This is a genomic window from Pseudomonas sp. PvP100, assembly GCF_017833055.1.
In the GTDB taxonomy this organism is placed as follows: domain Bacteria; phylum Pseudomonadota; class Gammaproteobacteria; order Pseudomonadales; family Pseudomonadaceae; genus Aquipseudomonas; species Aquipseudomonas syringae.
The window spans coordinates 1,031,639-1,055,083 of sequence record NZ_JAFIBO010000001.1; the positions used below are offsets into that span (position 1 = coordinate 1,031,639).

General features: G+C 56.4%; 38 protein-coding genes. 21 read left to right on the plus strand and 17 right to left on the minus strand.

What is annotated here, in order from left to right; all coding sequences use genetic code 11:
- Positions 1 to 2 precede the first annotated feature (2 nt).
- Positions 3 to 713 (minus strand): hypothetical protein, encoded by a 711-nt coding sequence (locus JOE39_RS04455; RefSeq protein ID WP_210077827.1) that lies wholly within the window; start codon positions 711 to 713, stop codon positions 3 to 5.
- Positions 710 to 1,036, minus strand: coding sequence for a hypothetical protein (locus JOE39_RS04460; RefSeq protein WP_198701165.1), 327 nt, complete (start codon positions 1,034 to 1,036; stop codon positions 710 to 712). The genes JOE39_RS04455 and JOE39_RS04460 overlap by 4 nt, the downstream gene beginning before the upstream one ends.
- A 181-nt stretch (positions 1,037 to 1,217) precedes the next feature.
- On the opposite strand from JOE39_RS04460, the gene JOE39_RS04465 reads away from it, so the two are divergent.
- The gene (locus JOE39_RS04465) at positions 1,218 to 1,430 is read left to right on the plus strand and encodes a hypothetical protein (RefSeq protein WP_060409817.1); all 213 of its coding nucleotides are present in this window, start codon (positions 1,218 to 1,220) and stop codon (positions 1,428 to 1,430) included.
- A 26-nt stretch (positions 1,431 to 1,456) separates the two neighbouring features.
- On the opposite strand, the gene JOE39_RS04470 is transcribed toward JOE39_RS04465, so the two are convergent.
- Positions 1,457 to 2,236, minus strand: a complete 780-nt coding sequence (locus JOE39_RS04470; RefSeq protein ID WP_198701164.1) for a DUF2786 domain-containing protein — start codon at positions 2,234 to 2,236, stop codon at positions 1,457 to 1,459.
- A 475-nt stretch (positions 2,237 to 2,711) separates the two neighbouring features.
- Positions 2,712 to 3,842 carry a site-specific DNA-methyltransferase gene (locus JOE39_RS04475; RefSeq protein WP_210077825.1) on the minus strand — a complete coding sequence of 377 codons (1,131 nt, stop codon included), beginning with the start codon at positions 3,840 to 3,842 and terminating at the stop codon, positions 2,712 to 2,714.
- A gap of 82 nt (positions 3,843 to 3,924) precedes the next feature.
- Here JOE39_RS04475 and JOE39_RS04480 point away from each other — a divergent pair, with 82 nt between their 5' ends.
- On the plus strand, positions 3,925 to 4,674 hold the full coding sequence (locus JOE39_RS04480; RefSeq protein ID WP_210077823.1) for a hypothetical protein: 750 nt from the start codon (positions 3,925 to 3,927) through the stop codon (positions 4,672 to 4,674).
- 60 nt (positions 4,675 to 4,734) lie between these two features.
- Here the strand turns inward: JOE39_RS04480 and JOE39_RS04485 are convergent, their stop codons facing one another.
- Positions 4,735 to 5,343 (minus strand): hypothetical protein, encoded by a 609-nt coding sequence (locus JOE39_RS04485; RefSeq protein ID WP_210077821.1) that lies wholly within the window; start codon positions 5,341 to 5,343, stop codon positions 4,735 to 4,737.
- Positions 5,344 to 5,448: 105 nt separating this feature from the next.
- Here JOE39_RS04485 and JOE39_RS04490 point away from each other — a divergent pair, with 105 nt between their 5' ends.
- Positions 5,449 to 5,643: a hypothetical protein gene (locus JOE39_RS04490; RefSeq protein ID WP_210077819.1), complete on the plus strand. Its 195-nt coding sequence runs from the start codon at positions 5,449 to 5,451 to the stop codon at positions 5,641 to 5,643.
- Between the two features lie 4 nt (positions 5,644 to 5,647).
- Here the strand turns inward: JOE39_RS04490 and JOE39_RS04495 are convergent, their stop codons facing one another.
- The 5 genes from JOE39_RS04495 to JOE39_RS04515 all read right to left on the minus strand — a co-directional run bounded on the left by JOE39_RS04495 (position 5,648) and on the right by JOE39_RS04515 (position 7,855).
- Positions 5,648 to 5,959, minus strand: coding sequence for a hypothetical protein (locus JOE39_RS04495; RefSeq protein WP_210077818.1), 312 nt, complete (start codon positions 5,957 to 5,959; stop codon positions 5,648 to 5,650).
- Position 5,960: 1 nt separating this feature from the next.
- Positions 5,961 to 6,551: a hypothetical protein gene (locus JOE39_RS04500; RefSeq protein WP_210077816.1), complete on the minus strand. Its 591-nt coding sequence runs from the start codon at positions 6,549 to 6,551 to the stop codon at positions 5,961 to 5,963.
- Entirely contained in the window at positions 6,551 to 6,889 is a 339-nt protein-coding gene (locus JOE39_RS04505) for a hypothetical protein (RefSeq protein WP_032662052.1), read from the minus strand. The genes JOE39_RS04500 and JOE39_RS04505 overlap by 1 nt, the downstream gene beginning before the upstream one ends.
- A gap of 295 nt (positions 6,890 to 7,184) precedes the next feature.
- Positions 7,185 to 7,391 carry a hypothetical protein gene (locus tag JOE39_RS04510; RefSeq protein WP_057407353.1) on the minus strand — a complete coding sequence of 69 codons (207 nt, stop codon included), beginning with the start codon at positions 7,389 to 7,391 and terminating at the stop codon, positions 7,185 to 7,187.
- Positions 7,392 to 7,453: 62 nt separating this feature from the next.
- Entirely contained in the window at positions 7,454 to 7,855 is a 402-nt protein-coding gene (locus JOE39_RS04515) for a helix-turn-helix transcriptional regulator (protein WP_003364229.1), read from the minus strand.
- Between the two features lie 347 nt (positions 7,856 to 8,202).
- Between JOE39_RS04515 and JOE39_RS04520 the strand changes: the two genes are divergently transcribed.
- Both JOE39_RS04520 and JOE39_RS04525 read left to right on the plus strand, forming a co-directional pair.
- Positions 8,203 to 8,811 (plus strand): hypothetical protein, encoded by a 609-nt coding sequence (locus JOE39_RS04520; RefSeq protein ID WP_032662050.1) that lies wholly within the window; start codon positions 8,203 to 8,205, stop codon positions 8,809 to 8,811.
- 268 nt (positions 8,812 to 9,079) lie between these two features.
- Positions 9,080 to 9,625: a hypothetical protein gene (locus JOE39_RS04525; protein ID WP_129112388.1), complete on the plus strand. Its 546-nt coding sequence runs from the start codon at positions 9,080 to 9,082 to the stop codon at positions 9,623 to 9,625.
- Between the two features lie 192 nt (positions 9,626 to 9,817).
- On the opposite strand, the gene JOE39_RS26505 is transcribed toward JOE39_RS04525, so the two are convergent.
- From JOE39_RS26505 to JOE39_RS04535, 4 genes are read right to left on the minus strand one after another with little or no spacing between them, the layout of a single operon-like run.
- Positions 9,818 to 10,039 (minus strand): hypothetical protein, encoded by a 222-nt coding sequence (locus tag JOE39_RS26505; RefSeq protein WP_210077813.1) that lies wholly within the window; start codon positions 10,037 to 10,039, stop codon positions 9,818 to 9,820.
- Positions 10,036 to 10,347, minus strand: a complete 312-nt coding sequence (locus tag JOE39_RS26510; protein ID WP_032662048.1) for a hypothetical protein — start codon at positions 10,345 to 10,347, stop codon at positions 10,036 to 10,038. The genes JOE39_RS26505 and JOE39_RS26510 overlap by 4 nt, the downstream gene beginning before the upstream one ends.
- A 34-nt stretch (positions 10,348 to 10,381) precedes the next feature.
- Positions 10,382 to 10,621 carry a hypothetical protein gene (locus JOE39_RS04530; RefSeq protein WP_016567843.1) on the minus strand — a complete coding sequence of 80 codons (240 nt, stop codon included), beginning with the start codon at positions 10,619 to 10,621 and terminating at the stop codon, positions 10,382 to 10,384.
- A 45-nt stretch (positions 10,622 to 10,666) separates the two neighbouring features.
- Positions 10,667 to 11,374, minus strand: coding sequence for a S24 family peptidase (locus JOE39_RS04535; protein ID WP_032662046.1), 708 nt, complete (start codon positions 11,372 to 11,374; stop codon positions 10,667 to 10,669).
- An 83-nt stretch (positions 11,375 to 11,457) separates the two neighbouring features.
- On the opposite strand from JOE39_RS04535, the gene JOE39_RS04540 reads away from it, so the two are divergent.
- A complete protein-coding gene (locus JOE39_RS04540; RefSeq protein ID WP_003364215.1) occupies positions 11,458 to 11,697 on the plus strand; it encodes a hypothetical protein in 240 nt (79 codons plus the stop codon).
- Between the two features lie 376 nt (positions 11,698 to 12,073).
- Here JOE39_RS04540 and JOE39_RS04545 read toward each other — a convergent pair whose 3' ends face one another.
- A complete protein-coding gene (locus tag JOE39_RS04545) occupies positions 12,074 to 12,493 on the minus strand; it encodes a hypothetical protein (protein ID WP_032662044.1) in 420 nt (139 codons plus the stop codon).
- A 204-nt stretch (positions 12,494 to 12,697) separates the two neighbouring features.
- Between JOE39_RS04545 and JOE39_RS04550 the strand changes: the two genes are divergently transcribed.
- The 10 genes from JOE39_RS04550 (at position 12,698) to JOE39_RS26255 (ending at position 18,445) form a co-directional block, all read left to right on the plus strand.
- Entirely contained in the window at positions 12,698 to 13,474 is a 777-nt protein-coding gene (locus JOE39_RS04550; protein WP_050511491.1) for a helix-turn-helix domain-containing protein, read from the plus strand.
- The gene (locus JOE39_RS04555) at positions 13,471 to 14,142 is read left to right on the plus strand and encodes a replication protein P (protein WP_137983606.1); all 672 of its coding nucleotides are present in this window, start codon (positions 13,471 to 13,473) and stop codon (positions 14,140 to 14,142) included. Before JOE39_RS04550 ends, JOE39_RS04555 begins: the two co-directional genes overlap by 4 nt.
- Positions 14,139 to 14,435 (plus strand): DUF1364 domain-containing protein, encoded by a 297-nt coding sequence (locus tag JOE39_RS04560; protein ID WP_032662039.1) that lies wholly within the window; start codon positions 14,139 to 14,141, stop codon positions 14,433 to 14,435. The genes JOE39_RS04555 and JOE39_RS04560 overlap by 4 nt, the downstream gene beginning before the upstream one ends.
- A complete protein-coding gene (locus JOE39_RS04565; RefSeq protein WP_032662037.1) occupies positions 14,432 to 14,863 on the plus strand; it encodes a VRR-NUC domain-containing protein in 432 nt (143 codons plus the stop codon). Before JOE39_RS04560 ends, JOE39_RS04565 begins: the two co-directional genes overlap by 4 nt.
- Positions 14,860 to 16,140: a site-specific integrase gene (locus JOE39_RS04570; protein ID WP_032662035.1), complete on the plus strand. Its 1,281-nt coding sequence runs from the start codon at positions 14,860 to 14,862 to the stop codon at positions 16,138 to 16,140. The genes JOE39_RS04565 and JOE39_RS04570 overlap by 4 nt, the downstream gene beginning before the upstream one ends.
- Before the next feature lie 219 nt (positions 16,141 to 16,359).
- A complete protein-coding gene (locus JOE39_RS04575) occupies positions 16,360 to 16,716 on the plus strand; it encodes a hypothetical protein (RefSeq protein WP_210077811.1) in 357 nt (118 codons plus the stop codon).
- Positions 16,717 to 16,718: 2 nt separating this feature from the next.
- The gene (locus JOE39_RS04580) at positions 16,719 to 17,102 is read left to right on the plus strand and encodes a hypothetical protein (protein ID WP_010439553.1); all 384 of its coding nucleotides are present in this window, start codon (positions 16,719 to 16,721) and stop codon (positions 17,100 to 17,102) included.
- 488 nt (positions 17,103 to 17,590) lie between these two features.
- Complete coding sequence (locus tag JOE39_RS04585) at positions 17,591 to 17,914, plus strand: phage holin, lambda family (protein WP_080718930.1); 324 nt, start codon at positions 17,591 to 17,593, stop codon at positions 17,912 to 17,914.
- Positions 17,911 to 18,297, plus strand: coding sequence for a hypothetical protein (locus JOE39_RS04590; RefSeq protein WP_210077809.1), 387 nt, complete (start codon positions 17,911 to 17,913; stop codon positions 18,295 to 18,297). The genes JOE39_RS04585 and JOE39_RS04590 overlap by 4 nt, the downstream gene beginning before the upstream one ends.
- A complete protein-coding gene (locus JOE39_RS26255) occupies positions 18,254 to 18,445 on the plus strand; it encodes a hypothetical protein (protein WP_050512914.1) in 192 nt (63 codons plus the stop codon). Before JOE39_RS04590 ends, JOE39_RS26255 begins: the two co-directional genes overlap by 44 nt.
- An 11-nt stretch (positions 18,446 to 18,456) precedes the next feature.
- Here JOE39_RS26255 and JOE39_RS04595 read toward each other — a convergent pair whose 3' ends face one another.
- Entirely contained in the window at positions 18,457 to 18,885 is a 429-nt protein-coding gene (locus JOE39_RS04595; RefSeq protein ID WP_031596453.1) for a hypothetical protein, read from the minus strand.
- A gap of 142 nt (positions 18,886 to 19,027) precedes the next feature.
- On the opposite strand from JOE39_RS04595, the gene JOE39_RS04600 reads away from it, so the two are divergent.
- From JOE39_RS04600 to JOE39_RS04615, 4 genes are all read left to right on the plus strand, one after another.
- Positions 19,028 to 19,207, plus strand: coding sequence for a hypothetical protein (locus tag JOE39_RS04600; protein ID WP_031596451.1), 180 nt, complete (start codon positions 19,028 to 19,030; stop codon positions 19,205 to 19,207).
- Positions 19,198 to 19,593: an HNH endonuclease signature motif containing protein gene (locus JOE39_RS04605; protein ID WP_210077807.1), complete on the plus strand. Its 396-nt coding sequence runs from the start codon at positions 19,198 to 19,200 to the stop codon at positions 19,591 to 19,593. Before JOE39_RS04600 ends, JOE39_RS04605 begins: the two co-directional genes overlap by 10 nt.
- A 167-nt stretch (positions 19,594 to 19,760) precedes the next feature.
- Entirely contained in the window at positions 19,761 to 20,246 is a 486-nt protein-coding gene (locus JOE39_RS04610; protein WP_074806320.1) for a phage terminase small subunit P27 family, read from the plus strand.
- A complete protein-coding gene (locus tag JOE39_RS04615) occupies positions 20,247 to 21,980 on the plus strand; it encodes a terminase large subunit (protein WP_210077805.1) in 1,734 nt (577 codons plus the stop codon). It begins immediately after the preceding gene.
- Positions 21,981 to 21,988: 8 nt separating this feature from the next.
- On the opposite strand, the gene JOE39_RS26260 is transcribed toward JOE39_RS04615, so the two are convergent.
- The gene (locus JOE39_RS26260; RefSeq protein ID WP_235668560.1) at positions 21,989 to 22,300 is read right to left on the minus strand and encodes a hypothetical protein; all 312 of its coding nucleotides are present in this window, start codon (positions 22,298 to 22,300) and stop codon (positions 21,989 to 21,991) included.
- On the opposite strand from JOE39_RS26260, the gene JOE39_RS04625 reads away from it, so the two are divergent.
- Positions 22,299 to 23,444: a phage portal protein gene (locus JOE39_RS04625; protein ID WP_245227513.1), complete on the plus strand. Its 1,146-nt coding sequence runs from the start codon at positions 22,299 to 22,301 to the stop codon at positions 23,442 to 23,444. The two genes, JOE39_RS26260 and JOE39_RS04625, sit on opposite strands and share 2 nt — an antisense overlap.
- Position 23,445 lies beyond the last annotated feature (1 nt).

The following is a 23,445-nucleotide window of genomic DNA, read 5'->3' on the forward strand; positions in this document are numbered from 1 at the left end:
GGTCACGGTGTAACGCGCTTGAACTCGACGACCCAGACCCATGGGTTCGACTGCCATGAACCGTCGCCATTTATCATCGTCCAGAGCCCGCCGAACAGCTCCAGCGGCGAGTAGCCTATTCCGTCTGGGTCGATATCCTGCTCACAGCTCATGACGCCCTCGGCCAGCGCCTGCTCCTTGCTGATGTCCTGCAACCGCTCGACACGTATTTCGGTGATCTCCAGGAGGATTCGGCATGCGATGCGAGGCATGTGGATGCTTGGCTTCCAGGCGGATCGATCATCGCCACCACCGTCATCATCGCCAGCCCATACTGCCTCGCCGTCAGCGCGGTAGATTACGTGCCCTGAGTAGTAGCCCCTGCCGAAAGGCATTTCGCGAATTGGCGACGCCGGTCGATCAGGGTTCCAATCGATCATGTTTCCGTGCTCGTCGAAATCATGGCTTATGACGCCCCACGTCTCTCGCACCCACAGCCGGTCGCCTGGCTTGCCGTAAGGAGAGCTGAAGCCCATCAGGATGGCTGCCTCGATGTTGTTACCACCAACGGCTCCGTGCTTACTGTTCGGCGCATGTCCATCCCACTGAAACCATTTCCCATTCCAAGTTGGTTGAGGTTTGATCGCCCGCCGCGTGACCGTCTTCTGGCCGTCCAGGATGGCGCGCACCATCGGCGCGCTGAAGAGGATCGGTCTTTCCTTGGCTTGGCTCATGGCGTCACCAGTGGTCTGACCCAAACACAGATAGGCCCCTCTTCATTGTCATGAATGGAGAAAATAAACCAGCCATCTCCAGCGGGCTTGGTCGGCTTCCAGGGGGTGCAATCGGTTTCTCCTTCGCCAAACCACGCCGCTACAAGGTCTTCTGTGGCATCGTTTTCCATTTCAACGATACCGAACTCAAGGCCGTGCTCGGCGAACCAGCTATAGGGGAGCTGACTTTCTTCGCCGTCATCCGGCCAAGCTGGGTGGGTCCATTGGCCATGCTGGTCGCGCTCAACCGGCAATTGAATGACTTTCTGCTTTTCTTCGAGCATGACTTCGTCCTTGCCGCACACGCGGCTGATCTAAGGAGAGTGAAAATATTTTGAGGCTACAACGCGGACTTCTAACCATTGGTCAGATGGATCAGGTCGTCTCGTTGCTTGAGCTGTCCACACCCTTAGATGGGGAATAGACCGGTGCTTTCTGGTCAGGCCATCTAAAGGGATATTTAAAGTGCCAAATGATGAATTTCGCTTCAGGGCTCATGAGCTCTTGGTGGAGCTGGACGCATCAATCGCTAAAATGATGATGATGGTTGCTGCGAAGGAAATTGAAGGCGCTTTTTGGGCAGAGGCAACTAACCGCCATTATCAAGCGTTTTTAGCGTGGCATGACTTCATCGCGGCTTCCGACGACGCTACAGAATCTATACCCGCTATTCATTGAGCCTTCCCGCGGTGCGCAGACAGCACCTAACTGGACGCGAGCGCAACCGCTTGCTCCGACCCGCTGGCCAAGCCTGCATGCAAGTCGACCTTGGTGCCTGCCAGCATCCCGGCGATCTGGGCGTTGAGGTCGAGCTCTGCCTCTCTGGCCTTCCTGGCTTTGCCGATCTGCTTATCTGCGAGGTAGCTCTCGATCAGCGCTTGGTGCTGGGCTTCTACTGCTACCAGCCCCTGTCCTGCGCTTTGGTGTTCTGGCGTTGTCGGGTCTTCACCACGCGGCACAAGCTCTTGCAACTTGCTCTCAACCGCGAATACCCAGGCTATGGCGAAGTGATCGCCGGCAGTGGGGGCGGAATAGCAGCTCCGGAACTTCCCAGCACGCACTCCAGCGATGTAACCGTTTCGAGCCTTGGTCAGCTTCGCAAGAAGAGTTTCGTAGGCGTAGAGAGCAATGTGCTGGGCAGGGCTCACCCCCACGAACTTGGCCCGCTCAACGCGGTTCTTTTTGGTCTCGCACCAGTGTGTGTAACGGAGGGCCTTGACGTTGAACGCCTTGGCCACAACAGCGCTCAGTTGTTGATCCCATAACGGTCGGCGCGCAGCTCGCGAAATCGAGGATTCAACCTCGCCAACGTCGCTCACCTTCACGTCCGTCTCGGTCAGGTGGTACTCACGCATCAGGGCCTGCGCCTGGCGCATCGCTGTGGCCGCTTCGTTCTCGTTCGAGCTTTGCGAAAGCGCCAGGCAGTGCTTGATCTTGCGGATAGCCCGCTCGAGCTTTTTCGGGTCAATGGTTTTTTCGGACATGGTTCATCCTAGCCGGGGTGGCGTGAGTCGTTGAAGTGGGGTATTGGTGTGCTGCCCGACATGGAGTCGGATTGGGAGAAAATAATGAGAAGCTCTTATCGCGGACTACTGAAGCGAATTTACGGTTCAAACTCCCTGCCGGGTTCTGAAGTGTTCAAGTCAGTCAAACGGCATCACCATGATCACCATGATTTCTACCCGCTTATTGCACTTATGAATTCGGCATATATCGGGTACACCGGTCCTATGCCCTCCGCAGACGAGCTCTTCAGAGATACAAAGATTGCTCACACTTTTCAGGCTTATTCGCAAGGGCCAGGTCCACAAGTCTACGAGTCAGCACATGTGATGGGCGGTCTAGAAGATAAGAGTATTTATTTTTATATTGGGCCCAAAGGTATCGAATTTTTTGAAACACGACGGGCCGACAATACGAGATTGTTAATTTCAGCTTTCTTAAGTTTGTTTGCCGGTATCACTGTGGCCCTAGTTTCCTACTATCTAAGGAGCTAATTTTCGCAGCGGGTAAAAAGTCCCTAAAAACATCCATCTGCGCCGCACCATCCAGCCAGGCCTTGTCGATACGAGCGCGGGCCAGTGCGGCGTACTCTGGGTTCAGCTCGCAGATAATTGAGCGTCGTCCTTCCTGCATCGAAACCAGCGACGTGGTACCGGCACCGCCGAATGGGTCTAGCACCACGCCGCCGCGCGGTGCACCGGCCAGGATGCAGGGCCTGATCAGGTCGGGCGGGAAGGTGGCGAAGTGGGCGCCCTTGAATCCCTGCGTTGGAACCGTCCACACGCTGCGCTTGTTTCGCATATCCAGCGGGTAGTCGCTGTCACTTCTATCAGGTCGATGAGTTCCGACTGTCTGGCCTGGAATCACCTGCTCCCGCTTCGAGTCTTCCCGCTTGAAGCTGTCCCGCCTGCTGCGCACTGCCTTCATCGGCCCATTGGCTTTGCCTGGCACTCGATCGCTGCCATGTTGTTGCTCGAGATCCTGAGCCATTCGCACGATCGAGCTGAGTGCTACAGGTTCCTTGATCGCATTCTGGTCGTAGTAATAGCGAGGCGACTTGCTCAGCAAGAACAGGTATTCGTGTGACTTTGTGCACCGGTCCCGGGTACTTTCAGGCATAGGGTTTGGTTTATGCCAGATGATGTCCTGACGCAGATACCAGCCGTCATCCTGGAGGGCGAACGCCAAGCGCCAGGGAATACCCATCAAGTCTTTCTGTTTGAGCCCCATCGGTGGCGATCGCCGCTTGCCACGCAGCACAGCTCCACGCGTAGCCTGAGAAACCATGTCGTGCTTGCCTGCTGACCCACCATGTGCATAGCCCCCAGCTATGGAGGCGTATGTGTCGCCCATATTCACCCAGATCGTGCCGTCAGTGCGGAGCACCCGGCGCACTTCGCGGAACACGTCGACCAACCGAGCGATGAACTCGGCAGGTGTTTCCTCAAGGCCGATCTGGCCGTCTACGCCATAGTCACGCAGACCGTAGTAGGGCGGGCTTGTCACGCACGTATGCACGCTTTCATCTGGCAGCGTGCGCATCATGTCGATGCAGTCGCCTACCAGTATCTGGTGGAGCTGGCTCATAATCGATTCCGAAGAGTGGCGTGAGTCGTTGAAGTGGGGTATTGGTGTGTTTCCCGGTATTTTGACCGAAAAGGAGTAACAGATGGGACGCAAGGGGCAATGGTGGAACACGAAAGCTAGGTCTATATCGGGGCAGAATGAGTCAGTAAACGATAAGGCAAAACTAGGGACTAATTTGATCGCTCCAATTACTCCCCAAATTGGTTCGGTTTATAGATATTTAGATGAGGAAAAGCATGCGGATGATTTTGCTCGAGGTGAAATTTATATAAGCACTTTAGAAAAGTGTCGACAGTACGAAGACCCGCTACAGGGGGATCCTCACGAAGGCCATGATTTTTATTCGACTGGCCCTATTATTACTGGAGATGGGGACGATCCAGACCTTGTAAGTATCGCTGCTAGGATAGGAATTAATATGCCTCCGGGCGCGAAGAATATAACTATAAGTTCAGGGTCTGCTACCATGGTTCTTCGTCACGCTTATGTATTATGCACAACGATCGGTTTTGAATCTGATACATTGCAAAATACGTTTGGGAAATACTGCGTGAAGATAGATAATGTGCATGAGTTTTTCCACGCGATCAGCCTGTGTCTCCATGCCCGGGTAGGCGTGCTTTGCGGGATGCACCGCGCCATAATTTATAAAGACCGAATGACGGTTGGAGTGGAACCGACGCCTGGTCCTGTAGGGTTCGTAAAGCCACCAGACAAGTACGCGACTCAGCGCGAATACCGATTTCTTTGGTCTAAAGAACCAGCAGATGATGCCCAGCCGTTAGTGATTAGCTGCCCTGGAGCTGCTAGATACGTAACGCGTGTAAAGTAGAAGCGGTTTATTAGCTGCCCATTGCATCCGAAGCGTTCAGCGCAATAGCTGAAGGCGGGGCTAGGGACAGTTGTCCGCGCCGCAGTTTTTGCAATCGGACAAATAGCATTCGCTGACAGGAATGAAGCGTCCGCAGCCTTGACAGTTAAATACCTGTTTGCGTACGCGGCGTGGCTTGGGCGGTTTGATGCCGGTCCCGCGCAGAGCCTGTTTGAGGTCTACGTCTTGCCGATGCACCAGGCGCCGGGCGCGCGCGACGATGTAGTCCAGCGGCCAGATGGTCAGCTCATCGTCGCCGATAGCGATAGCCGCTTCGAGGGTCACTCGGTGCGCGCGCTCAAGCCGGTCAGTGCCGCTGATGGGCCACTTTGCAAACAAAATGTCGTTGCCGTTCCATTGCTGCTGGATCTGCAAAACGCACTGGCATCCCTCAGTCGGCTGTGCTGCCGAGTCGGTCTTGCTGATGTACTGATGATCGACGCCCAGATGCGCGCGCTCGTCGATATAGGCTTTCGGCCATGGGATGTCGGTGTCGCGGTGTGTGGTTGCCTGCTCGGCGGTGAACAGCTCAGCCTTGTCCAGATTGGTCGTATAACCGCCGCCCAGCGCCCAGAACGTCAGGCCGTCGCCAACATGGCTTCGGCTGTCCTGCAGGTAGAACTGGCTCATGGCGTTTCTCCATGCATGCGCCGCCCTCCGTGTCCGGTGGTGGCAAATTGGTTGGGGGTGAGCTATAGATGTTGGCCGGCATAGAGCCGGATAAAGGAGTGGTACATGAGTAATCAGGCACAAATTGATGCTTTGGAACATCTGCTTATGGCTGTTTTGAAGTCATCACCAATGACCATGAATTCATTCAAGGCGTTTGAAAATGCACAATCGTCACTGCTTGGCAGCAATGGACCGGGCGGCCCTAACGAGAAATCAGCAGCGGTCGACTATCTGAGTCATCTGAAATCACAGCTTTAACCGGCTACTCATCACGCCCGATACGCAAAGCCTCACGCTGATAAGCCAGCTCCAACTTCCGCGCCACAACCGGAGATACAGTGATTTCGTGGCGCGGAACCTGAAGAAAACGCAGCGCTTCAACCGGACCAAGCGCATGAAGGTGGTGAATCATCAGGGTCAGCGCCTCGCCCTGTTCCTCGATGCCAGCCCACTTCATCAGCTCAGCCAGCGCCTGCTTGGTGCCGGGCCGCACCCTGAGACGCAATTCCTCTTCCCCGGCCTTCTGCCGCTTAAGCGCCGCGCGCTCGTTCCGCTGCTTTGGGGTCAGTGCCATATCAGCTCCTTAGGCTTGGCCCTTGCAGCGGGTAGTCGATGTTGAATTCACGAATCAGCCGATTGATCATCGTGTTACTCAGTCCGAGTTCGACGACGGCGGCCTTCCGCGATATACCGCGGTCGCGGGCGGCTTTGATCCGGACCACGTTCAACGCGTCTGCTACCGGATCGTGTTGATACGGAATGAGGTTGGAAGCCGGGCTGAACGCTTTGTATTCGAAGCCATGCACGCGGGCCATTTTCCGAAGCCTGTAGATGCTCAGGCCGGTTTCGCGCATGACATCGGTGATCGTCATCGTCTCGGCAAGCTTGCGGACGACTTCCACTTGCTCGGCGCGGGCGTGGCACCTGTCTTGAATAGCGTCTTTCGGCGCCGCTGCGCGGAGAGCTTCCTTGGTTCGGTGCTTAGGCGCAGGCGGGCGAGCGGGCGGAGGAGTCATCCGCCCGTACTGCCTTGGCTTGGGCTTCGACGGAAAGCCTTTTTTTGTTTCGATCACGCCGCCGCGCTTCAGGAATGCAGCCACCTCAGCTTCGAGGACGGCGGACCGCTCTTTGTTGCGCTGAATCGTGCTCAGCTCTGGACTGATCATCAGCTGGCACCGTACAGCGCGAACAGCGCCAGGCCGGTAGCGATGGCAGCAGTCCAGCGCAGCATGTGAGTGGCGAACGACCGCTGACGTACAGGCTGGGCTTCCAGTTGATCAGCGGCCTTGCAAGCCGCGCTGTGGCCGCGATGAACGCCGCGCACCGTACCGGTCGAACGCTCGACGATGCCGAACTCGTTATTGCCGTTCGGCACGACCGTGAAGCGCGGCAGAGCTGCCGGGTTCTTGCGGCCGACCTTGTCGTAAAACTCGGCCGTGGAAAGGTTGCAGCGCTGGCGCAGGCCTTCGAGGATTGCACGACGCTGGCTGATTGTCTGATGCATGTGAGGCTCCTTGACCGCATTGGCCAGATGCCAGGCGCGGGTGACCAAACCCAGCCGTGAGACTGGCCTGGCACCTGCCGATGCGGTCGTTTTGATTTGGGGGAGGGTGATGCAGGGGGCCGATTTAACGGTTTGAACTCATCCGCATCGGGGTGTGATCTGCCTGTCCGGGCGCTCAGGGTCTCGGCGCGACTTGAACGTGCATTCCGATCCGATTTCAGATCACACTCCGATGCAGCCTGGCGCTATGACAGGGTTCGGGCAGTTTTCGTCAGGCTGACGTGTAGCTGGTTGTTCAGGCCTCCATGATCACGACAACGTAGCCATTACTCTTCTCAGCGTGTCCCCAGCGCTTGGAGGATACGATTTCGCCGAACTTTCCTACTGCCGCTTGCTTGACCTGCTGCAGTACCGCTTCTGGTAGCTCACCGGCATCAGCAAGTGCAAGCCACTCCAAACGCTTGCCATTGCTCAAGTGTGAATCAATATTGAACTGAGCCATTTTTTGCCTCCTATTGATTTCCCGTCTTGCTTTGTCGCCAAGGCCAGCCAGCGAATTCATGCTCAGCAGATCGCCGCCACTGGCCTCAGCTTGTCCGAGCCCTTACGGCTGATCTTCTGTTCGTACCCGCCCCGGCGTGACTCGGGGGCTCTGCGCTCGCGCCTCATCGATTCATCGCCCAGCACCGCGTGCAGGACGATCACCGACATGAACAACAGGCAGAGCGGAGAAATGATCTGCCGGCGCATGGCCTCGGCGATCATCGCTGTCTGGCGATTCACGCCCAGCTTGAACATGGCGACTGATAGCCGCTTAACGACCGTGCCCGGAGCGATGCCGAACGTGCGGGCGATTTCCTTGGCTGTGCAGCCCTGGGCGGCTGACAACAAAAACTGCAACTCTCGCGGCGCAAGACCACGGCCGAGGTGGCCTCTCCATGCCCCACATACGATGGTGGTGTCCATTACGTTTTACTCGGTGGTTGTCATCCCAAAGCACCCGGCAAGCCAGGTGCTTCAGTGATGCTGTCCAACAGGTGATTCCGTTCTCTGTAAAGAGCTTCGTCCAGTCGGTCCCGTTATCCGGGGCTGGGAGATCACTTCGCTGATCCCGTGCTATCTGGCGGCTTCACCAGTCTTGTGTCGCTGCGGTTAATCGCTGCGATAGGCAGAATATGAACTACAAGTTCATATTTGGTCAAGTACCAAAAGTACATAATTTTCATGTGGGTGCAAAAAACCCGCTTGGTGGCGGGCCCTGTGAATTAATGGCTCTCTGTTACAATCGACCGACTCAAATTTTGGAGCTGGAAATGAAAGGGATTATCGCTTTGTCTGTGTTCGCTTTTGCCCTCGGCGGATGCGCCTCTGGGGCTGTATGGAAAGCCACTGGCAGCACTGACGAATTCACAGACAAGACCACCATGATGGTGACAACCGGGGACTTTTCTGCAGGTAGCAGCATCATTACAAGCACACTGAAATTCTATCCGGTCGTGCGAAAAGAGGGCGGGGAGGTATATGTAGGTGTCATGTCTGGCGGCAGGTTCAAGATCCCGGTAGGCACAGTGCAGCTGCGGATAGATCAAAACGAAGCATGGACTATCACGCCCCAGGAAACGCCAGTGAGCCTAATGCCTGCTGCGCCGCAGTACGTTCTGAACCTGCCCCCCGAACAGGCTGCCATCGTCAAAAACGCACAAGAGCAGGCCATGATCAATGCCACACAGATGATGAGCCCATATACCATCGCGGGCGGCGATAAGGCTAAGAAGATTCTCAAGCAGATGCTTGCTGGGAAGGTTCTCAAGTACCGAACTGTAGGAATCAATCAGGCGGCGTCGACAACTGGCGAGGTCGCGCTCGATCCTTCTCTGGCCGAATCGCTAAGGCTGGCAGGGATAGACGCAGCGTCGCTGTAGTTGTGACAGCAAAGTCCGCGCAGTGGCGGCGTGGGAGGGGTAGAACGAAAGCACGCGTCTGCACAACGCAACTTGTGGTGTTAAACAGGCACCCGTCCATGCTGCCCCGGCAGCTTTGCAATTTTTGCTCGCCTGATGCATCGGGAGGCGCAGAGCCCCCCCTTCAAAGCCATCCTCTAAAGATTGCTTTCCGATTGCTTCGGCAGGGACATTTAGGTATTCAAAAACTTGCCGATAACGGTTTGATATCTGAACCAAGGAGTTGTTTTTGAACATCCGATTGCTGACCCTTTTTTCTGCGCTGTTGCTTAGTGGCTGCGGTTCTACTAATTATGAGCAGCCTATACAAGAGCAGCCCTACGATCAGGCAACCTCTGCAAGGATCCGTCTTTTCGGAAACAACGGTTTGCCCGTCGCAATCAATCCTGGGCAAGGCTGCGCTTCGAGCAAAGAACCTCTTTTTGCCTACGGCTATACCGTTGCAGATAAGGTCAATTCCACCATAGGACAACACACCAAACGAAGCATAGGAATGCCTGCGTCATGGAGGAGCGATCATCTGAGCTATGGCGAGTCGTACTCAGAGTTTGTTATCCCCGCAGGAGCCCCTTCTGTGGTCTTGATGAAAATGGTCACCGACCAAGCGTTTTGTGTGCCACCTACCCGAGTATTTACTCCTGAGGCAGGTAAAGATTATGAGGCGTATCTTGACCGGCATGACGGGAGATGCGGCGGAGTGATTCGACTGCTCTCCGCTTTAGAGACGCCCGGCCCTATCGCTGAAGTCCCGTCGAGTAGTTGCGAAAAAAAATAGATTTCCTCATACGGAGCCTTTACATCTTAGGGACCTGCCAGCTTTGTCAGAGGCGAGGGCTGGCATGGCTGCCACCGCTAGAATTACCAACATCCTGTTTCTCATAAAGACTCCTGAATGGGTGCTACTAACGGAACGCCATACCAGATTACCCGGCCTACCCAGGCCGCACACGCACTATCCGCCGTATCTTCACCGCACTCGCATACCATAGAAGTGATCCAGCGCTATCAGCTCAACCACAGCCACGAAAACGCACAATACGACGAAGCCCGAACTGAAGACCCGCTTGCGGCCGGATGATCCTTCGCCCAACCAGGCCGAGTCGGAAGCGCCAGGAATCATCATGAGTAACGCCAGCCAGGCGATGGCCCCGGCCTTGCTCCAGAAACCCTGTTCTCGCCATGCGCTCACCACTTTAGAAAATTAAAGCTAGGGCAATTCATTGCATGATGGCGTCGCATAAGCGCTGGATATACAGACTCATCGTAAATCGGGAGGCCAGGGCCGGGGTCTGCGCGCTGGGCGCGGTGAAGCGCGTCGTCCACAAAAGCCGATCTTGCGAGATCCTGAACTGCTCGACATTGCTCAGCTCTCTCGGCTTCCGTCGCTGGCATTGGGATCGCTTCGATTTTTTTTTCGTATTCAGTTTTTGGCTTGCTGGCGCAGCTTGAGACAATAAGGGAAACGACTATCAGGACCGCGACTCTAAAGACATTCATTTCACATTCCATAATGATGGACCAGATGACCCGGCTACTCAGATCGCTCCCGCACAATCCGTCCTTGCCTAACCTCATCTACATACCCAGCCAGCTTGTCCTCGTCGGCCTGGAACAAAATGATCATCTTCAGAATGGCCTGGGCATCAGGCTCGTTACCCGCTAGGCTCAATCGCTCGACGATCCGCAGCAACTCCACGGCCGACCACTTCAAGTCAGAGGCGAGGCCCTGTAGGTCGCGTGCCAATTGTTGATTTGGCTTCGTCAATCCCATGACTGGTACTCCTACGAATTCCCGCCGCGCCATATGGCTCGGCTTTCATGCAAATTTCGTCAGCGATCTGACCACCACACCGATGATCCTACAATCGTCCGCGCACTGTACCGTAGGGTAGGCCGAGTTCAGCGGCTTCAGGTATCTGACGCCGCCGTCCTCTACCAGCTTCTTGAACGTCGCCTCGTTACTGCCGGCCAGCTTCGCGATCACCAGCTTGCCTGGGCGCACCTCTGCGCGGGTGTCCACAAGGATCTGCGAGCCCTCCGGAATCGAAGGGGCAGTAGGAGCCGTCATAGAGTCCCCTTTGACCTCCAGCCAGAAAGCTGGGCCCTTGGCCTGGTAGTCAGACACGTCGTATTCATCAGCAGCACCTGGCGCGTAAGGCTCAACAGCTTCCGACCAGCCGCCGGCAGCGACCCAGCTCACTACGGGGTAGCGGTACATCTGCGCAGGCTGATGAATCATGGCGACGTTTGATGGCTCGCTGGCAACTGCTTTGCGATCGACTGAAGCCTCATCAGCACCGTTTTGAAGCCAGCCAAGGGGCGTATTCAACCCCTCAGACAGCGCCCTCATCTTTGCAGGGCCTGGAATTGCCTCTCCGTTCAGCCATTTACTGGCCGCTTTAGGCGTGACCCCTGTCATTTTTGACAGGCGAACACCAGCGCCCCACGTTTCGACGTGGTTATCTGCCAGCGCTTTCTTTAGGCGAGCCGCAAAAGCAGCTCTTAATTCTTCTATCTGAACCATAGGTTCAGTTTTGCACGCGCTTGCATGTACTTTCAGTTCCGACATAATATGTACTGTAAGTTCATATTTGACCCGGAGGCCACATGAGCCCGCTAAAGAAATCGATTGATGACGCCGGCGGCGTTCCGTTGGTGGCCTTGGCTTGCGGGAAGACCCCGCGTGCCGTTTACAAATGGCTCACCGCCGAATGCCTGCCCCGTACCGAGTACACCGGCGAAACGCGTTACGCCGAGCGAATCTCAGCGCTCGCAGCGGCTAGAGGAAAGCCTTTTGAGGCCGCTTGGCTTCTCGCCGAAGCGCATCCGAACAAGTCAGCGGCGTGACGGCAATTATCCGCTCAGGCGGGTAGGGCAGGTAGTACAGCGGATGGGCTGTTGATTCATCCAGTAAAAATCTTGGAGTAAGGCATGAGTGAAAGCAATTTAGATCACACCCAAGCATCAGAGCACCCATGCGATCGCACGGAAGCTACCGAGCTCACTTACGGCGACCGTGAGATTGCGGTGAAGGCGATTTGCGCTCGAGCAACAGGCACCACAACGGAGGCTGCAGCTCAAATTCTTGCTGGTATCGCGGTACTTGATGGTCTCCGTTTCCCCATCCTGCTATGGCCTGAAGATGTTACGCGCGAAGAAAAAGCCGCTTGGCATGACAAAGAGGCCGACTTTTGGCGAGAGTCAGCCAAGCGTTTTTCGGAGGTTATGAGTTCGACTCGTAGTGATCAGCGAAGTCAAGAAACCCTTCCCGATATCCTACGGAGTTTTTCACCGGATCTGCCTCAGCAGCATTCAGCTTTAGCTGCTCCAGCTCATTGCGTAGAACAAGAAGAAAATCCTTCTCGTCTTGTACTTGGCGAGCCTGCTCCAGGGTCCAGTGATGCTTGTTGATGAGGTAGAGCCGAAGAAGCTCGGCTTGGGGCTGTTGATCCCAAGTAGCAATGTCCCCGTTTCGAAGCCGCTCTGCGAAGCATACCAATTTGTAGCTCCCCAGTGCCTGCCGAAACTCCTGGCCGTTTACTCGCCCGCCCCAGCGTTTTTCGGGGTCTTCTCGGAGTTCTTTTTCAAACTGGTCAACTTTGTCAATCCATGTCCGTTGGTAATTGATCTTTGAAAATCCCATATGTCCGGTCTCCGTGACCTTGTTGTGTGGAAGCAGAAAGCTACCACGGATGCGCCGGACACCTACAACGCCTGAATTTTGGGCAAAAAAAAGCCGGTGGCTAGACCGGCTTCTTCACAACTTTGCGAGACGGATTATGCACATCAGACCTGAGCAAGGCAACACAGGCAGAACGATTGGAGTAGCACTGTGAGCGTTCAAGCAATGTCGTGGGCGCTACAGATCCCGCGCGTGACCCTTTCCGATTCCAGCGCCAGGCACGTCCTGCTGTGCCTGGCCAACTACGCCAGTACTGACGGACGCGGGGCGTTCCCTTCGGCCACCACTCTGAGCGAAGACACTGGCCTTTCCGAGCGCACAGTCCGTTCCAAACTTGAGCTGTTGAGGGCGTCTGAACTGATCGTTCCAGGCAATCAGGCGCTGGCCGCCGTGTACATCGAACGTCATGACCGACGCCCAGTCGTCTATGACTTGCCGATAAAGCGGGGTGCAAATCCTGCACCCCGCACTGAACGGGGTGCAGATGACGGCACGGGGTGCAAATTACAGCAGAACGGGGTGCAGAATTCGGCAGAGCGGGGTGCGAAATCTGCACCCAATACGTCACTTAACCATCAATTAACCGAACAGCAGCAGCCGCGCGATATTTCGGAAGTTATCGACGAACAGGGCAAGCAGGCCCTGGAGTCGACCGACGATCGCCAGCGCTTCGCCATGTTCGCCGACTGGACACCGGATAGCCGCTACCTGATCGCCCAGGCTCAGATCGCTGGAGTCAAACCAACCGATATCTCTGACGCGCTGATCCGCAGTTTCATCGGCTGGTTTGTGGCCAGGAATAAAATCGTAGATACGTCCGCCGGCTGGTGTAACCGCTTGGTGGGCTGGTACGTGAGGGAGCGGGCCAAGGGGAATTTGCCAGAGTCAGAGGAAGGTGCCGAGGGAACCAGCAGTTGGGCGTCCAAGGGGGTGATCCTGTGAACGGTCCTGTTCGAGCTGGTTATCTGGTCCACAACCGGACAACCGATCCAGCCTATCGCCCAGCACCAGCCGTGGCCGTCGAAATTGATCCTGCAACCGAGCAGGTTATCGACGAACTATTCCTTCGGCTGCAGGGAGCGTGCGGCGCGTGGCGCCAGTCCTGGCCAAACCAGAAAATCATGGATGCCTCAAAGCTCGAGTGGATTGCCGAGTTCATGCGCTCCGGCATCACTTCGATGGATCAGTTGCGCCACGGTATGCGCATGGTCAGCGCGAGCAAATCGGCTTTTGTTCCAGCGCCAGGTGTGTTTGTGGGCTGGTGTTTTGCCCCCGAAGGGCTGGGCTTGCCAAGCGTTGAGGTTGCTTACTCGCAGGCCTTGCGCAACTCACACCCAGGCATGGAGGGGCGCGGTAAGTGGTTTCACCCAGCGATCTATCACGCCACTGCTGCCGCTGGGTTCCTTAGCCTGCAAACGCTTCCTCGCGACTTGGGCATGACCCGGTTTGAGCAGAAATACCTCGAGCAGTGCCGCAAGATCTGGCGTGGTGAAGCACTGCCGCCCGTGCCAGTGGCGCAGCTCGCAGCGCCCGGCAAATCAATAACTCCCGAAGTGGGTAACAAGGCGTTGGCCGAACTCCGTGCCAGGCGCAGCGGAGACACGCAATGAGCAAACTCACCAAGGCGGCGCGCGACCGCGAATGCCAGATCCGTTACCCAGGCTGCTCGAGCGAATCCTCGACCACGGTGCTGGCCCATTACCGGCTCGCTGGTACTTGCGGCATGGGCATCAAGCCAAACGATCTGCAGGCCGCTTGGGCGTGCGCGTACTGCCACGACATCGCTGATGGCCGACTGCGAGCCCCGGCGGTGCTGAGTCGTAACGAAGTCCGCCTGTTCCACGCCGAGGGAGTCATGCGCACCCAGGACGCGCTGATTCGTGAAGGGATGGTGAAACCATGAAGGCCGCCGAAATGACATTGTTCAAACCGAAGCGTACCCGCGCCAAGTCGGTCGACCGTGAGGGCCTGGAGCAGGCCGCATTGCTGCGCGAGATCAAGCTGCGTATGCCCTTGGTGGCGGCTCTGATCTACCACGTTCCCAACGGTGGCCACCGGCACAAGCTGGTGGCGATCAAGCTGAAAGAGCAGGGTGTGCGCGCCGGTGTGCCCGATCTTGTGCTTCCGATGGCCCGCGGTGGGTACTTCGGCCTGTACATCGAATTTAAGGCCACGCCGCCGAACGATGCCGCTGTCTCGGGCAGCCAGTACGAGTGGATACGTCAGCTCAACCTGCAAGGCTATCTGGCGATCATCTGCCGTGGTCACTTCGACGCGATGGAGCAAATCCGCGCATACCTCCGACTTCCTCAGACTGTGGTGGCCGCATGAGCCAGACCCTGCTTACTTCGTTCTCGGATGCGGAAATCCGCCGGCAGGCAGCGAATTCAGAAGTGCGCGACCTGCGCGATGCTCGCTATCCGGGCGTCTACTTCCGGTTTCATCAGAATCGTGAGCGCGGCACCTGGCACCTGGTGGTGGGCAAAAAGTGGGAGAAAATCGCCGGCTTCCCAGAGCTACCTGTGAAAGGCCTGATCAACGCTCTGCCGAAGATCCGGGAGCGCCTTGCGACTGACCCGAAAGCTTCTGCCGCTGCCGGCACGCTGCAGACCGTTGGCCAGTTGCTGGAGTGGTTCATGGTCCGCCAGTCCACCGAGCGCAGCCTGTCGGCAAAGCGCCGCGCCACGAATACCTCAATCATCACCTGCCACCTCAAGCCGCGCCTGTCCGAACTGCTCATTGCCGATGTGGACCGGTCCACCTTGGACAAGCTGGTGATGTGGCCAATGCAGGCCGAAATGTCACTCTCCTACGTCCGGCTGATGTGGGGCGTGCTGGTGGTCGCTTTCCGCCAGGCCGAAAAGCTTCGTCTGATCGCCCAGAACCCGGTTGCCGGTTTCAAGTTCACCGATTTCACCAAGGCCCGCATCCTGCCGAAACCATCGCGCCTGCGGGCCGTTCAGCTGGAAGAGGTGCTTGGTGACCTTGCTGCAGGATTCGACCAGCACCCGCAGGACTGCATGCTGGCCTTGATGATGCTGTGTCACGGCACGCGTGCTGGCGAGACAAGGCAGGCCCGCTGGTCGCACCTCACTCTGGGTGAGCAGGGCGAATGGTTCATTCCTGCCGAGAACACCAAGACCCGCTGTGAGCATCGGCTACCGCTGACCCATCAAGCCTGCGCGCTGCTGGAGCGGTATCGGGACTGGCAGTCATCGAAGGGCTACAAAGGCGCCTACATGTTCCCGGCTCGCAACCGTGGGCCGATCAGCGATAGCCAGGCATGTGCCGTATTCGCCCGCTTGGGCAAGGGTGAGTGGACGAGCCACGACCTGCGCAAAGTGGCCCGGACCGGCTGGACTGATCTGGGCGTCGACTTCCTGATAGGCGAGATGCTGGTGAACCACACGCTGACCCGCAACGTGCAGACCTACATCCACACCTCGGCTGAACTGCTCAAGCGTGACGCGCTGAACAAGTGGCACGAATGGTTAGACGGGAAAGGCTTTAGCCGCATTCACCGCTCGACCCTGACTAGAAACGAAAATTCGCAGAATGCAGTCGAGGCCATTAACGGCGCGGCTTCCAGCGCGATCACGAATCCATAAAAGGCGAGGTTTAAAAATGATAAGTCATGACCTTTTTAGGCCGAGCGTCAGCCTCTGGCAGCACTACGTCACCCTTCTCAGCGTTGGCGGGATGGGCGTGGCGGTCTTGTTCGATTCGGGGGGGGCCGCAACTATCGTCGTCGTTATGTTCTTGGTCGGTGCGGCTGTTGAGGGCTACGCCGAAGGTTTCTCCGCTGCGAGTGAGGGTCGTGAACGCCTATGAAAAAGAGCCATGGACCTGCCTTCCGTGCCGCCCGACTGGACATGGCCCAGTGCTCGGCCTGCCGAGGTCGCGCAGTAATCAAGGGTGTTTTCCACGATCTGGCATGCGTGCAGTGCAACGCCTCGGGCTGGGTCGCCGCCGAGACGGGTGAAGCGTTGCCGCTGGACGAGCTGGTGACGCAACTGAGCATGCGCCTGCAGGCCTCAGATGCACGGGTAAAGTTTCTTGAGCATGAGGATCCAGCTGACCGATTCCGGAGAATTCATCTCTGTAAGCCTTACAGCGCGGAGTCCGAGCAGTACGAACGAAATAACCGCCGCGGTGCCGGTGGATCGAATTACACAGGGGATTGACCATGATGACTCGCAACACGCTGCACCGCCCGCTGGGTGAAACTGAAAATATGCTCGAGCAGTGGGGGTACTGGCGGATGGATGGTATGGGCGTGCCCAGCTACGCCTCGCCCACGCTCGCCCTGATGCGGGATGCCATGCCGATGCCCGGTAAGTCGTATGTGATCACCGACGAGCTGGCCGGCCTTGTGGACGCCGCCGTTGCTGGTCTGTGCGCTCGTCATCAGCAGATGGGCGATATGGTCTGGTTCTATTACGGTGCGAAGTGGCCAGCGATCCGGGTCGGTCGTCACTTCGCGATGAGCGAGGGTAAGGCGCGCGAACTGATCAAGGCTGGTGCAGCCTGGGTGGATTGCTATTTGGAGGGTGTTCGCTCGGCAGCGTAAAAAAGAGTTGTCCATATGGAATAGCTCTGTTTTCATGGCACGGTGTTCAGCTGTTCCAGCGCGGCACCCTACGTTAGGCATGAGCAAAACGTGTCCTAAGCACCGTATATTAGTTGCTGTAAAAGTTTCGAGAACTAGGGAGGTTTTCTGTGTTAGTAAATGGATATGTGATTGAGGAAGTAGGGGACTTCTGGCGGCTACGTTGTCGCGGAAAATTACTTCCAGAGCAGTATTCTTCGAAAGATGACGCTGTAGAAGCTGCTAAGAAAAAAGATCCTTGCCGCAAGGTGGAAAAGCCAAAACTGACGAACGACCCTATCACCAACCCAGATGGTGGTAAGAAGCCAAATAGGCCCAAGCCTTAAGCACTTGCATAGCCGGGTGCATACTCCTCATTAGTAAGCGATGTAACTTACTCAGTCTGATATTAGGCTCGCCATAAAGGCGGGCCTTTTTTCGTTTATAGATCCCGAAAGGGCCAAGACCGGATGCGCACTATGCCCGACAAGCCAGACACCTGGGCCAAGCTCTGGATGGCCCTATCAAATCCGCTATGGCAGGGCGCGATCATGGCCATCATCGTCTCTCTACTGCGCATCCTTTACGACGCGAAAGAAACCAGCAAACGCCGGATCTTCTTTGAAGCGTTGATCTGCGGTGCGTTGAGTCTTGTTGCTTCGAGCTTGATCGAGTGGATGGCATGGCCTCCCAGCCTGTCAGTAGCCGCCGGTGGAACCATCGGCTTTCTTGGCGTTACCGCCATACGCGAACTGGTGACACGGTTCATTGGCCGTAAGGTGGACTCCGTATGAAGGCTATCGCTGCTGCAATCATCATCGGTCTCGTTGGCCTGCTGCTTGTTGGTATCCAGCAGTACCGCGTCGTCGCCCTCAGCGGTGCTATGCAGCTTGAGACGAAGAGAAAGAACGAAGCCATCGCGGCCAATACAGAAAGCCAAGCCACCATCACCACGTTGCGAACAGAAGCCCAGCGCAACGCAGCATATCTGAAGGACTTGAACCAGCGGATCAAGGCCAGCGAAGCCAAAGCTAAACAGGCGAGGAAAGAATTTGAAAGCCTTAAGCGCAATAGCAAGCCCGTTCGTGATTGGGCTGCTCAGCCTTTGCCTGATGGCCTGCGCGGCAAAGCCAATGGTAGTAACAAAAACCTCAGCGGTTCGAATCGAGCCCCCTGAACTGGTCCCTTGCGAGCGCATCAACGCTGATGAGCCTGATCTCCGCTCGAACGGTGATGTGTGGGAGCTGAAGGATCAGGCCATCAAACTGCTGGATACGTGCGCAGATCAGGTCGACGCCCAGATCCAGCGCAGCAAGAGTCGATAAGAACGTGGCGGTTACTTTCGTGAAGCGAGGCACACCTCATGCGTTTTTTTATACTCTGTTATCCCTGCTCGTAACTCCTGCCTTTGTTCTTGTGAGTAACCTCTAATGCCCGCCCAACTGAGGCTGTTTTCTAAGCCCAAGATTTTGTTCCAGATTTTGCCACACTCGTTATTTTGTACTGCATAAAGTTCGGATTTTGCTGACGATATTTCTACTTCTTTATTACGATATGCAGTGTTCAATTCCTTGTATTCGCTCAGCAGCCTGGCATTTTCCTGTTTTAGCTGAGTGGATTGATCTCGGAGGTAGCTATTCTCCGCCTCAATGCGGCCAATCTCTCTCGACTGTTGTTGTGAGTATTGTAGGTAAGCGAACGCACCGCTACCGCATCCCAGCGCTATGCCGCTTATCGCACCTATCCATTTTAGTGTGTTGTCCATTGGGTTTCCTAAAGCCAAAAATCAAAATATTACGCTATCCAGTAGCAATTTAACTACCAACCAATTACCCGCGGGCTAAAAATGAGCTGTGACGGTTGCGCCGCTCGGCGCGAGTGGATCAAGAAGTGGAGCAAGGTGGCATATGAACGAGCACAGCAACTCCTTGCTAAGCCAGATCCTGGCGGAGCAGATGAAGCAGACCCAACTGCTACAGCGGATGGCAGAGCAACAGACGCTGCTGATCGACGCACTGAGTGAAGAAGAATCGGAAGACCCCGATACCCAGCCCCGCACCTACCTGGACGGTACACCATGCCGTTGAGGCCGCAGAAGCCATGCAATGCCCAGGGCTGCAACACATTGACCCGGAACCCTCGGTACTGTGACGCCCATAAGGATGTAGGCAAGCAGTTCGAAGTGAAGCAGCGGGAGAAGCAACGCGAGACCAGCAGCCAGCGCGGCTACAGCTACAAGTGGCAACAGGCGCGCAAGGGCTTCTTGGCTAAGCATCCGCTCTGTGTAGAGTGCGATCGCGTTGGACGTGTCACAGCGTCGACAGACGTTGATCACATCGTTCCTCACAAGGGTGACATGGACCTGTTCTGGGATCGATCCAACTGGCAGGCCATGTGTCATCCATGCCACAGCACGAAGACGGCGACAGAGGACGGCGGGTGGGGCAACACAAAGGCTTCCCGGCCGCGCTGACCGAAACGAGAACGATTCTCGTCAGATTTCACGAAAATGCACCTATATGGTGCGCGCACCAGTCTGGTGCGGTGGGGGAGGGTCAAAAGTCTGGTCCCTTTGGCTTCTAGACCGCGCCCTCAGCCGTTTTTTTACACCCGCGAAATTAAAAATTCTGGAGTTGCGCGATGGGAGGTACCGCCACGGTCGCCGGCCGTGGTCGCAAACCCAAGCCGACCGCCAAGAAAGCACTAGCCGGAAATCCCGGCAAACGCGCGCTGAATAAGGCCGAGCCCGCTTTTTCGAAAATCACAAATGTTGATCCGCCCGAATGGCTCAGCGACCGCGCTTCGCAGATGTGGAAGATGATTGTTCCCGAGCTTCTGCGTGAAAACGTGGTCGCGATAACTGATTTACACAACGTCGAAGCGTTCTGCGTTGCGTACGACAACTGGCGAATGGCACAGGAGTCAGTCCAGGCCCACGGCATCGTGGTTACTGGTGCCACCGGTGGACCGATGAAAAACCCGGCACTGACCGCCGCGAACGAAACGATGCGGCAAATGGTGACGTTCGGGGCGATGCTCGGCCTTGACCCGGCCAACCGCACACGTTTGATCGGAGGAAACAAGGAAAAAGAGACCAACGAATTCGCCGAACTATTGAGATCCTGAATGGCCAAGTCTGCCCACCCCAACGTTGATAAAGCGATGGTATGGGGTAGGTCTCTGCTACGCGGGAAGGTGCCAGCTTGTCGCTACATCCATCAGGCAGTGCAGCGCCATTTCGACGACATGGCAGCCAGCCGCAAGCGCGGGTTCAGATTCAAGTTCGATCCGGCGAAGGCTGAGAAAAAACTCAAGCTGATTCAGCTGTTGCCGCATACCAAGGGTGAATGGGCGTTCAAGCGTCAGCGAATCAGCCTTGAGCCATGGCAGCTTTTCGGTCTCGCCGTCACCTTCGGGTGGGTCAAGAAGAAGGGCGGGTACCGCCGGTTTCGTGAGAGCTATTGGGAGATTCCCCGCAAGAACGGAAAGTCGGTAGTTGCGGCCGGTGTCGGCATCAGCATGTTCGTTGCGGATGGTGAGTACGGCGCCGAGGTGTACGCAGGTGCTACCACTGAGAAGCAGGCTTGGGAGGTTTTCCGCCCTGCGAAACTGATGGTGGCCAAGTCACCCATGCTGGTCCAAGCGGCGGGCATCGAGGTCAACGCCTCGAACATGAATATTCCGTCTGACTTCAGTCGCTTCGAGCCACTTATAGGTGACCCTGGTGACGGCGCATCACCCAGTTGCGCGATCGTGGACGAATATCATGAGCACCGCACCTCGGCTCAGTACGACACCATGCTCACCGGTATGGGCGCCCGCCGGCAACCGCTGATGTTCATCATCACCACTTCCGGCGCCGATATCGAGGGGCCCTGCTACGACAAGCGTCGCCAGGTCATTGAGATGCTGGAGGGCACTGTCCCAGACGATGAGCTGTTCGGCTGGATCTGGACGCTTGATGAGGGCGACGACTGGACCGACCCCAAGATGTTGGCCAAGGCAAACCCTAACCACGGTGTGTCAGTGTTCCAGGAGTATCTGGAAAGCCAGCAGGCGCGGGCGATCCGCTCGGCTCGGTTCACCAACACCTTCAAAACGAAGCACCTCAACCTGTGGGTGAGCGCCAAGTCTGGCTTCTTCAACATGCAGGACTGGAAGGCCTGCGAGGACACCTCCCTTACGCTTGATCAATTCGAGGGGCAAGAGTGGATCGCCGGTTTCGACCTTGCGCGAAAGCTGGACATGAACTCAAGGGCTCGCCTGTTTTGGAGGGTGATCGACGGAAAGACTCACTATTACAGCGTGGCTCCCAAGTTTTGGGTGCCATACGACACGGCTTATGACAGCGACAACAAGCGCATGTCAGAGCGCTTTCAGGCATGGCTGAACTCCAAACATCTGGAGGTTACCGATGGTGCCGAAATCGATTACCGCGAAATCCTCGAAGACACCAAAGAGGCGAACAAGCACGCACCGCTACGCGAGTCGCCGATTGACCCACACGGTGCTACTGGTTTGAGCCATGACCTCGATGACGAAGGTTTCAACCCGATCACCATCACCCAGAACTACACCAACATGTCTGACGCCATGAAAGAGCTGGAAGCGGCTATCACCGCTGGAAGGTTCCACCATGACGGCAATCCGATAATGACCTGGTGTATCGGCAACGTGATCGGCAAAAACATGCCCGGTAACGACGACGTAGTACGGCCCATCAAACAGGGCGATGACAACAAGATCGATGGCGCTGTTGCTCTGATCATGTCGGTCGGGCGGGCGATGATGCAAGTCGTTGCTGGCGATGGCGGCGTGGACCGATTCATGGATTCAATCCGGGACCCAATATTCGAATGAACACAGCATCAATCATTTACCTGCTGACTGCAGTGCTGGGCTTTGCCCTTGCGGTGGCAGGCGTTTACGTACTGCTTGGCGTGGGTTGGGCGCTTCTTGCCGCTGCTTCTTCGTGCTTCGTAGCGGCAGCATTCATTCGAAGGGGACTGACCGGTGGCTAAGTCTTTCAAATCCGTTTTGAGCGGTGCAATCAACGCGCCTCGGTCATCAATAATCGATTGGGTGGGCAGGTCGCTCTCCGGCAGCGCTTCCGGAATTTGGGCGCAAACCGTGGGCAGCACATCCGCCAATGGCAAAACCGTGACGATCAACAAAGCCATGCGCCTGGCCGCTTGCTGGTCTTGCGTGCGCCTTATCTCCGAAACGATCGCAACGCTGCCGCTCGGCCTATACCGGCGCATGCCTGATGGCGGTCGTGAGGTGGCCGGTGACAATGACCTGCATTGGATTCTTAACACCAACCCGAACAGCCGCATGACTGCTGTGCAGTTTTGGGAGGCCGTAGTGGCTTCGATGCTGCTTCGGGGTAACGCTTTTGTCGAGATCATCCGTATAAGCGGCCGGATCGTAGCGCTTGAATTCCTGTTGCCCAACCGCATGGATTTGGATGTCGCGGACAACGGCGAGATTCTTTACCGATACCGGGAAAAAAACGGGCAGCTCCGCGATATTGCTGGCAGCAGCATGATGCATATCCCTGCGTTCTCTCTGGATGGGCAAATCGGGCTCTCACCCATCGCCTACGGCGCAGACGTATTCGGCGCGGCAATGTCGGCCGAGGATGTTGCGAGCTCCACGTTCAAAAACGGCATGCACCAAACCGTGGCCTTTGAGGTTGATGCAACGCTGAACAAGCAGCAGCGCGACGATTTTCGCGACTATGTCCAACGCATCAGCGGGGCGATGAATGCCGGTAAATCACCGGTTTTGGAAAAGGGTGTTTCCGCCAAGGTGATTGGTATCAATCCAGTGGACGCTCAGCTGTTGGAATCTCGAGAGTACAGCGCCGAAGAGATCTGTCGCTTTTACATGGTGGACCCGACGTTGGTCGGTTACAGCGATAAGGCATCGAATTGGGGGACCGGCCTTGAGCAGAAGTTGCTTCGATTCCTGACCTTCACGCTGCGCAGCTACATGCGCCGCATCGAGGAAGGGATCAGTCGCAGTTTGCTGGCGCCTGCACAGCGCCGTCAGATTTACCCCGAGTTTTCCATTGAAGGCTTGATGCGTGCTGATAGCGCCGCACGGGCAACGCTGTATTCGGGGATGGTGCAAAACGGCATCTACACGCGCGACGAATGCCGCATGAAAGAGAACCTGCCCAAAATGGGCGGCAATGCCGGTGTATTAACTGTGCAAACCAACCTTTCGCCGATCGACAAACTGGGTCAGGGCGATGACGGGCAAGCCGCAAGGGCAGCTCTAAAGAACTGGCTGGATCAGCCGGCAAACTCGAAGGAATAAA

Excerpts from the sequence above, each read along its gene's own strand:
- JOE39_RS04455 (WP_210077827.1), bottom strand. The coding sequence starts at position 713 with ATGAGCCAAGCCAAGGAAAGACCGATCCTCTTCAGCGCGCCGATGGTG.
- JOE39_RS04460 (WP_198701165.1), bottom strand. The coding sequence starts at position 1,036 with ATGCTCGAAGAAAAGCAGAAAGTCATTCAATTGCCGGTTGAGCGCGAC.
- JOE39_RS04470 (WP_198701164.1), bottom strand. The coding sequence starts at position 2,236 with ATGTCCGAAAAAACCATTGACCCGAAAAAGCTCGAGCGGGCTATCCGC.
- JOE39_RS04475 (WP_210077825.1), bottom strand. The coding sequence starts at position 3,842 with ATGAGCCAGCTCCACCAGATACTGGTAGGCGACTGCATCGACATGATG.
- JOE39_RS04480 (WP_210077823.1), top strand. The coding sequence starts at position 3,925 with ATGGGACGCAAGGGGCAATGGTGGAACACGAAAGCTAGGTCTATATCG.
- JOE39_RS04485 (WP_210077821.1), bottom strand. The coding sequence starts at position 5,343 with ATGAGCCAGTTCTACCTGCAGGACAGCCGAAGCCATGTTGGCGACGGC.
- JOE39_RS04490 (WP_210077819.1), top strand. The coding sequence starts at position 5,449 with ATGAGTAATCAGGCACAAATTGATGCTTTGGAACATCTGCTTATGGCT.
- JOE39_RS04495 (WP_210077818.1), bottom strand. The coding sequence starts at position 5,959 with ATGGCACTGACCCCAAAGCAGCGGAACGAGCGCGCGGCGCTTAAGCGG.
- JOE39_RS04500 (WP_210077816.1), bottom strand. The coding sequence starts at position 6,551 with ATGATCAGTCCAGAGCTGAGCACGATTCAGCGCAACAAAGAGCGGTCC.
- JOE39_RS04505 (WP_032662052.1), bottom strand. The coding sequence starts at position 6,889 with ATGCATCAGACAATCAGCCAGCGTCGTGCAATCCTCGAAGGCCTGCGC.
- JOE39_RS04510 (WP_057407353.1), bottom strand. The coding sequence starts at position 7,391 with ATGGCTCAGTTCAATATTGATTCACACTTGAGCAATGGCAAGCGTTTG.
- JOE39_RS04515 (WP_003364229.1), bottom strand. The coding sequence starts at position 7,855 with ATGGACACCACCATCGTATGTGGGGCATGGAGAGGCCACCTCGGCCGT.
- JOE39_RS04520 (WP_032662050.1), top strand. The coding sequence starts at position 8,203 with ATGAAAGGGATTATCGCTTTGTCTGTGTTCGCTTTTGCCCTCGGCGGA.
- JOE39_RS26510 (WP_032662048.1), bottom strand. The coding sequence starts at position 10,347 with ATGAATGTCTTTAGAGTCGCGGTCCTGATAGTCGTTTCCCTTATTGTC.
- JOE39_RS04530 (WP_016567843.1), bottom strand. The coding sequence starts at position 10,621 with ATGGGATTGACGAAGCCAAATCAACAATTGGCACGCGACCTACAGGGC.
- JOE39_RS04535 (WP_032662046.1), bottom strand. The coding sequence starts at position 11,374 with ATGGTTCAGATAGAAGAATTAAGAGCTGCTTTTGCGGCTCGCCTAAAG.
- JOE39_RS04540 (WP_003364215.1), top strand. The coding sequence starts at position 11,458 with ATGAGCCCGCTAAAGAAATCGATTGATGACGCCGGCGGCGTTCCGTTG.
- JOE39_RS04545 (WP_032662044.1), bottom strand. The coding sequence starts at position 12,493 with ATGGGATTTTCAAAGATCAATTACCAACGGACATGGATTGACAAAGTT.
- JOE39_RS04550 (WP_050511491.1), top strand. The coding sequence starts at position 12,698 with ATGTCGTGGGCGCTACAGATCCCGCGCGTGACCCTTTCCGATTCCAGC.
- JOE39_RS04560 (WP_032662039.1), top strand. The coding sequence starts at position 14,139 with ATGAGCAAACTCACCAAGGCGGCGCGCGACCGCGAATGCCAGATCCGT.
- JOE39_RS04565 (WP_032662037.1), top strand. The coding sequence starts at position 14,432 with ATGAAGGCCGCCGAAATGACATTGTTCAAACCGAAGCGTACCCGCGCC.
- JOE39_RS04570 (WP_032662035.1), top strand. The coding sequence starts at position 14,860 with ATGAGCCAGACCCTGCTTACTTCGTTCTCGGATGCGGAAATCCGCCGG.
- JOE39_RS04575 (WP_210077811.1), top strand. The coding sequence starts at position 16,360 with ATGAAAAAGAGCCATGGACCTGCCTTCCGTGCCGCCCGACTGGACATG.
- JOE39_RS04580 (WP_010439553.1), top strand. The coding sequence starts at position 16,719 with ATGATGACTCGCAACACGCTGCACCGCCCGCTGGGTGAAACTGAAAAT.
- JOE39_RS04585 (WP_080718930.1), top strand. The coding sequence starts at position 17,591 with ATGCGCACTATGCCCGACAAGCCAGACACCTGGGCCAAGCTCTGGATG.
- JOE39_RS04590 (WP_210077809.1), top strand. The coding sequence starts at position 17,911 with ATGAAGGCTATCGCTGCTGCAATCATCATCGGTCTCGTTGGCCTGCTG.
- JOE39_RS26255 (WP_050512914.1), top strand. The coding sequence starts at position 18,254 with ATGGTAGTAACAAAAACCTCAGCGGTTCGAATCGAGCCCCCTGAACTG.
- JOE39_RS04595 (WP_031596453.1), bottom strand. The coding sequence starts at position 18,885 with ATGGACAACACACTAAAATGGATAGGTGCGATAAGCGGCATAGCGCTG.
- JOE39_RS04600 (WP_031596451.1), top strand. The coding sequence starts at position 19,028 with ATGAACGAGCACAGCAACTCCTTGCTAAGCCAGATCCTGGCGGAGCAG.
- JOE39_RS04605 (WP_210077807.1), top strand. The coding sequence starts at position 19,198 with ATGCCGTTGAGGCCGCAGAAGCCATGCAATGCCCAGGGCTGCAACACA.
- JOE39_RS04610 (WP_074806320.1), top strand. The coding sequence starts at position 19,761 with ATGGGAGGTACCGCCACGGTCGCCGGCCGTGGTCGCAAACCCAAGCCG.
- JOE39_RS04615 (WP_210077805.1), top strand. The coding sequence starts at position 20,247 with ATGGCCAAGTCTGCCCACCCCAACGTTGATAAAGCGATGGTATGGGGT.
- JOE39_RS04625 (WP_245227513.1), top strand. The coding sequence starts at position 22,299 with ATGCGCCTGGCCGCTTGCTGGTCTTGCGTGCGCCTTATCTCCGAAACG.
- JOE39_RS26260 (WP_235668560.1), bottom strand. The coding sequence starts at position 22,300 with ATGGCTTTGTTGATCGTCACGGTTTTGCCATTGGCGGATGTGCTGCCC.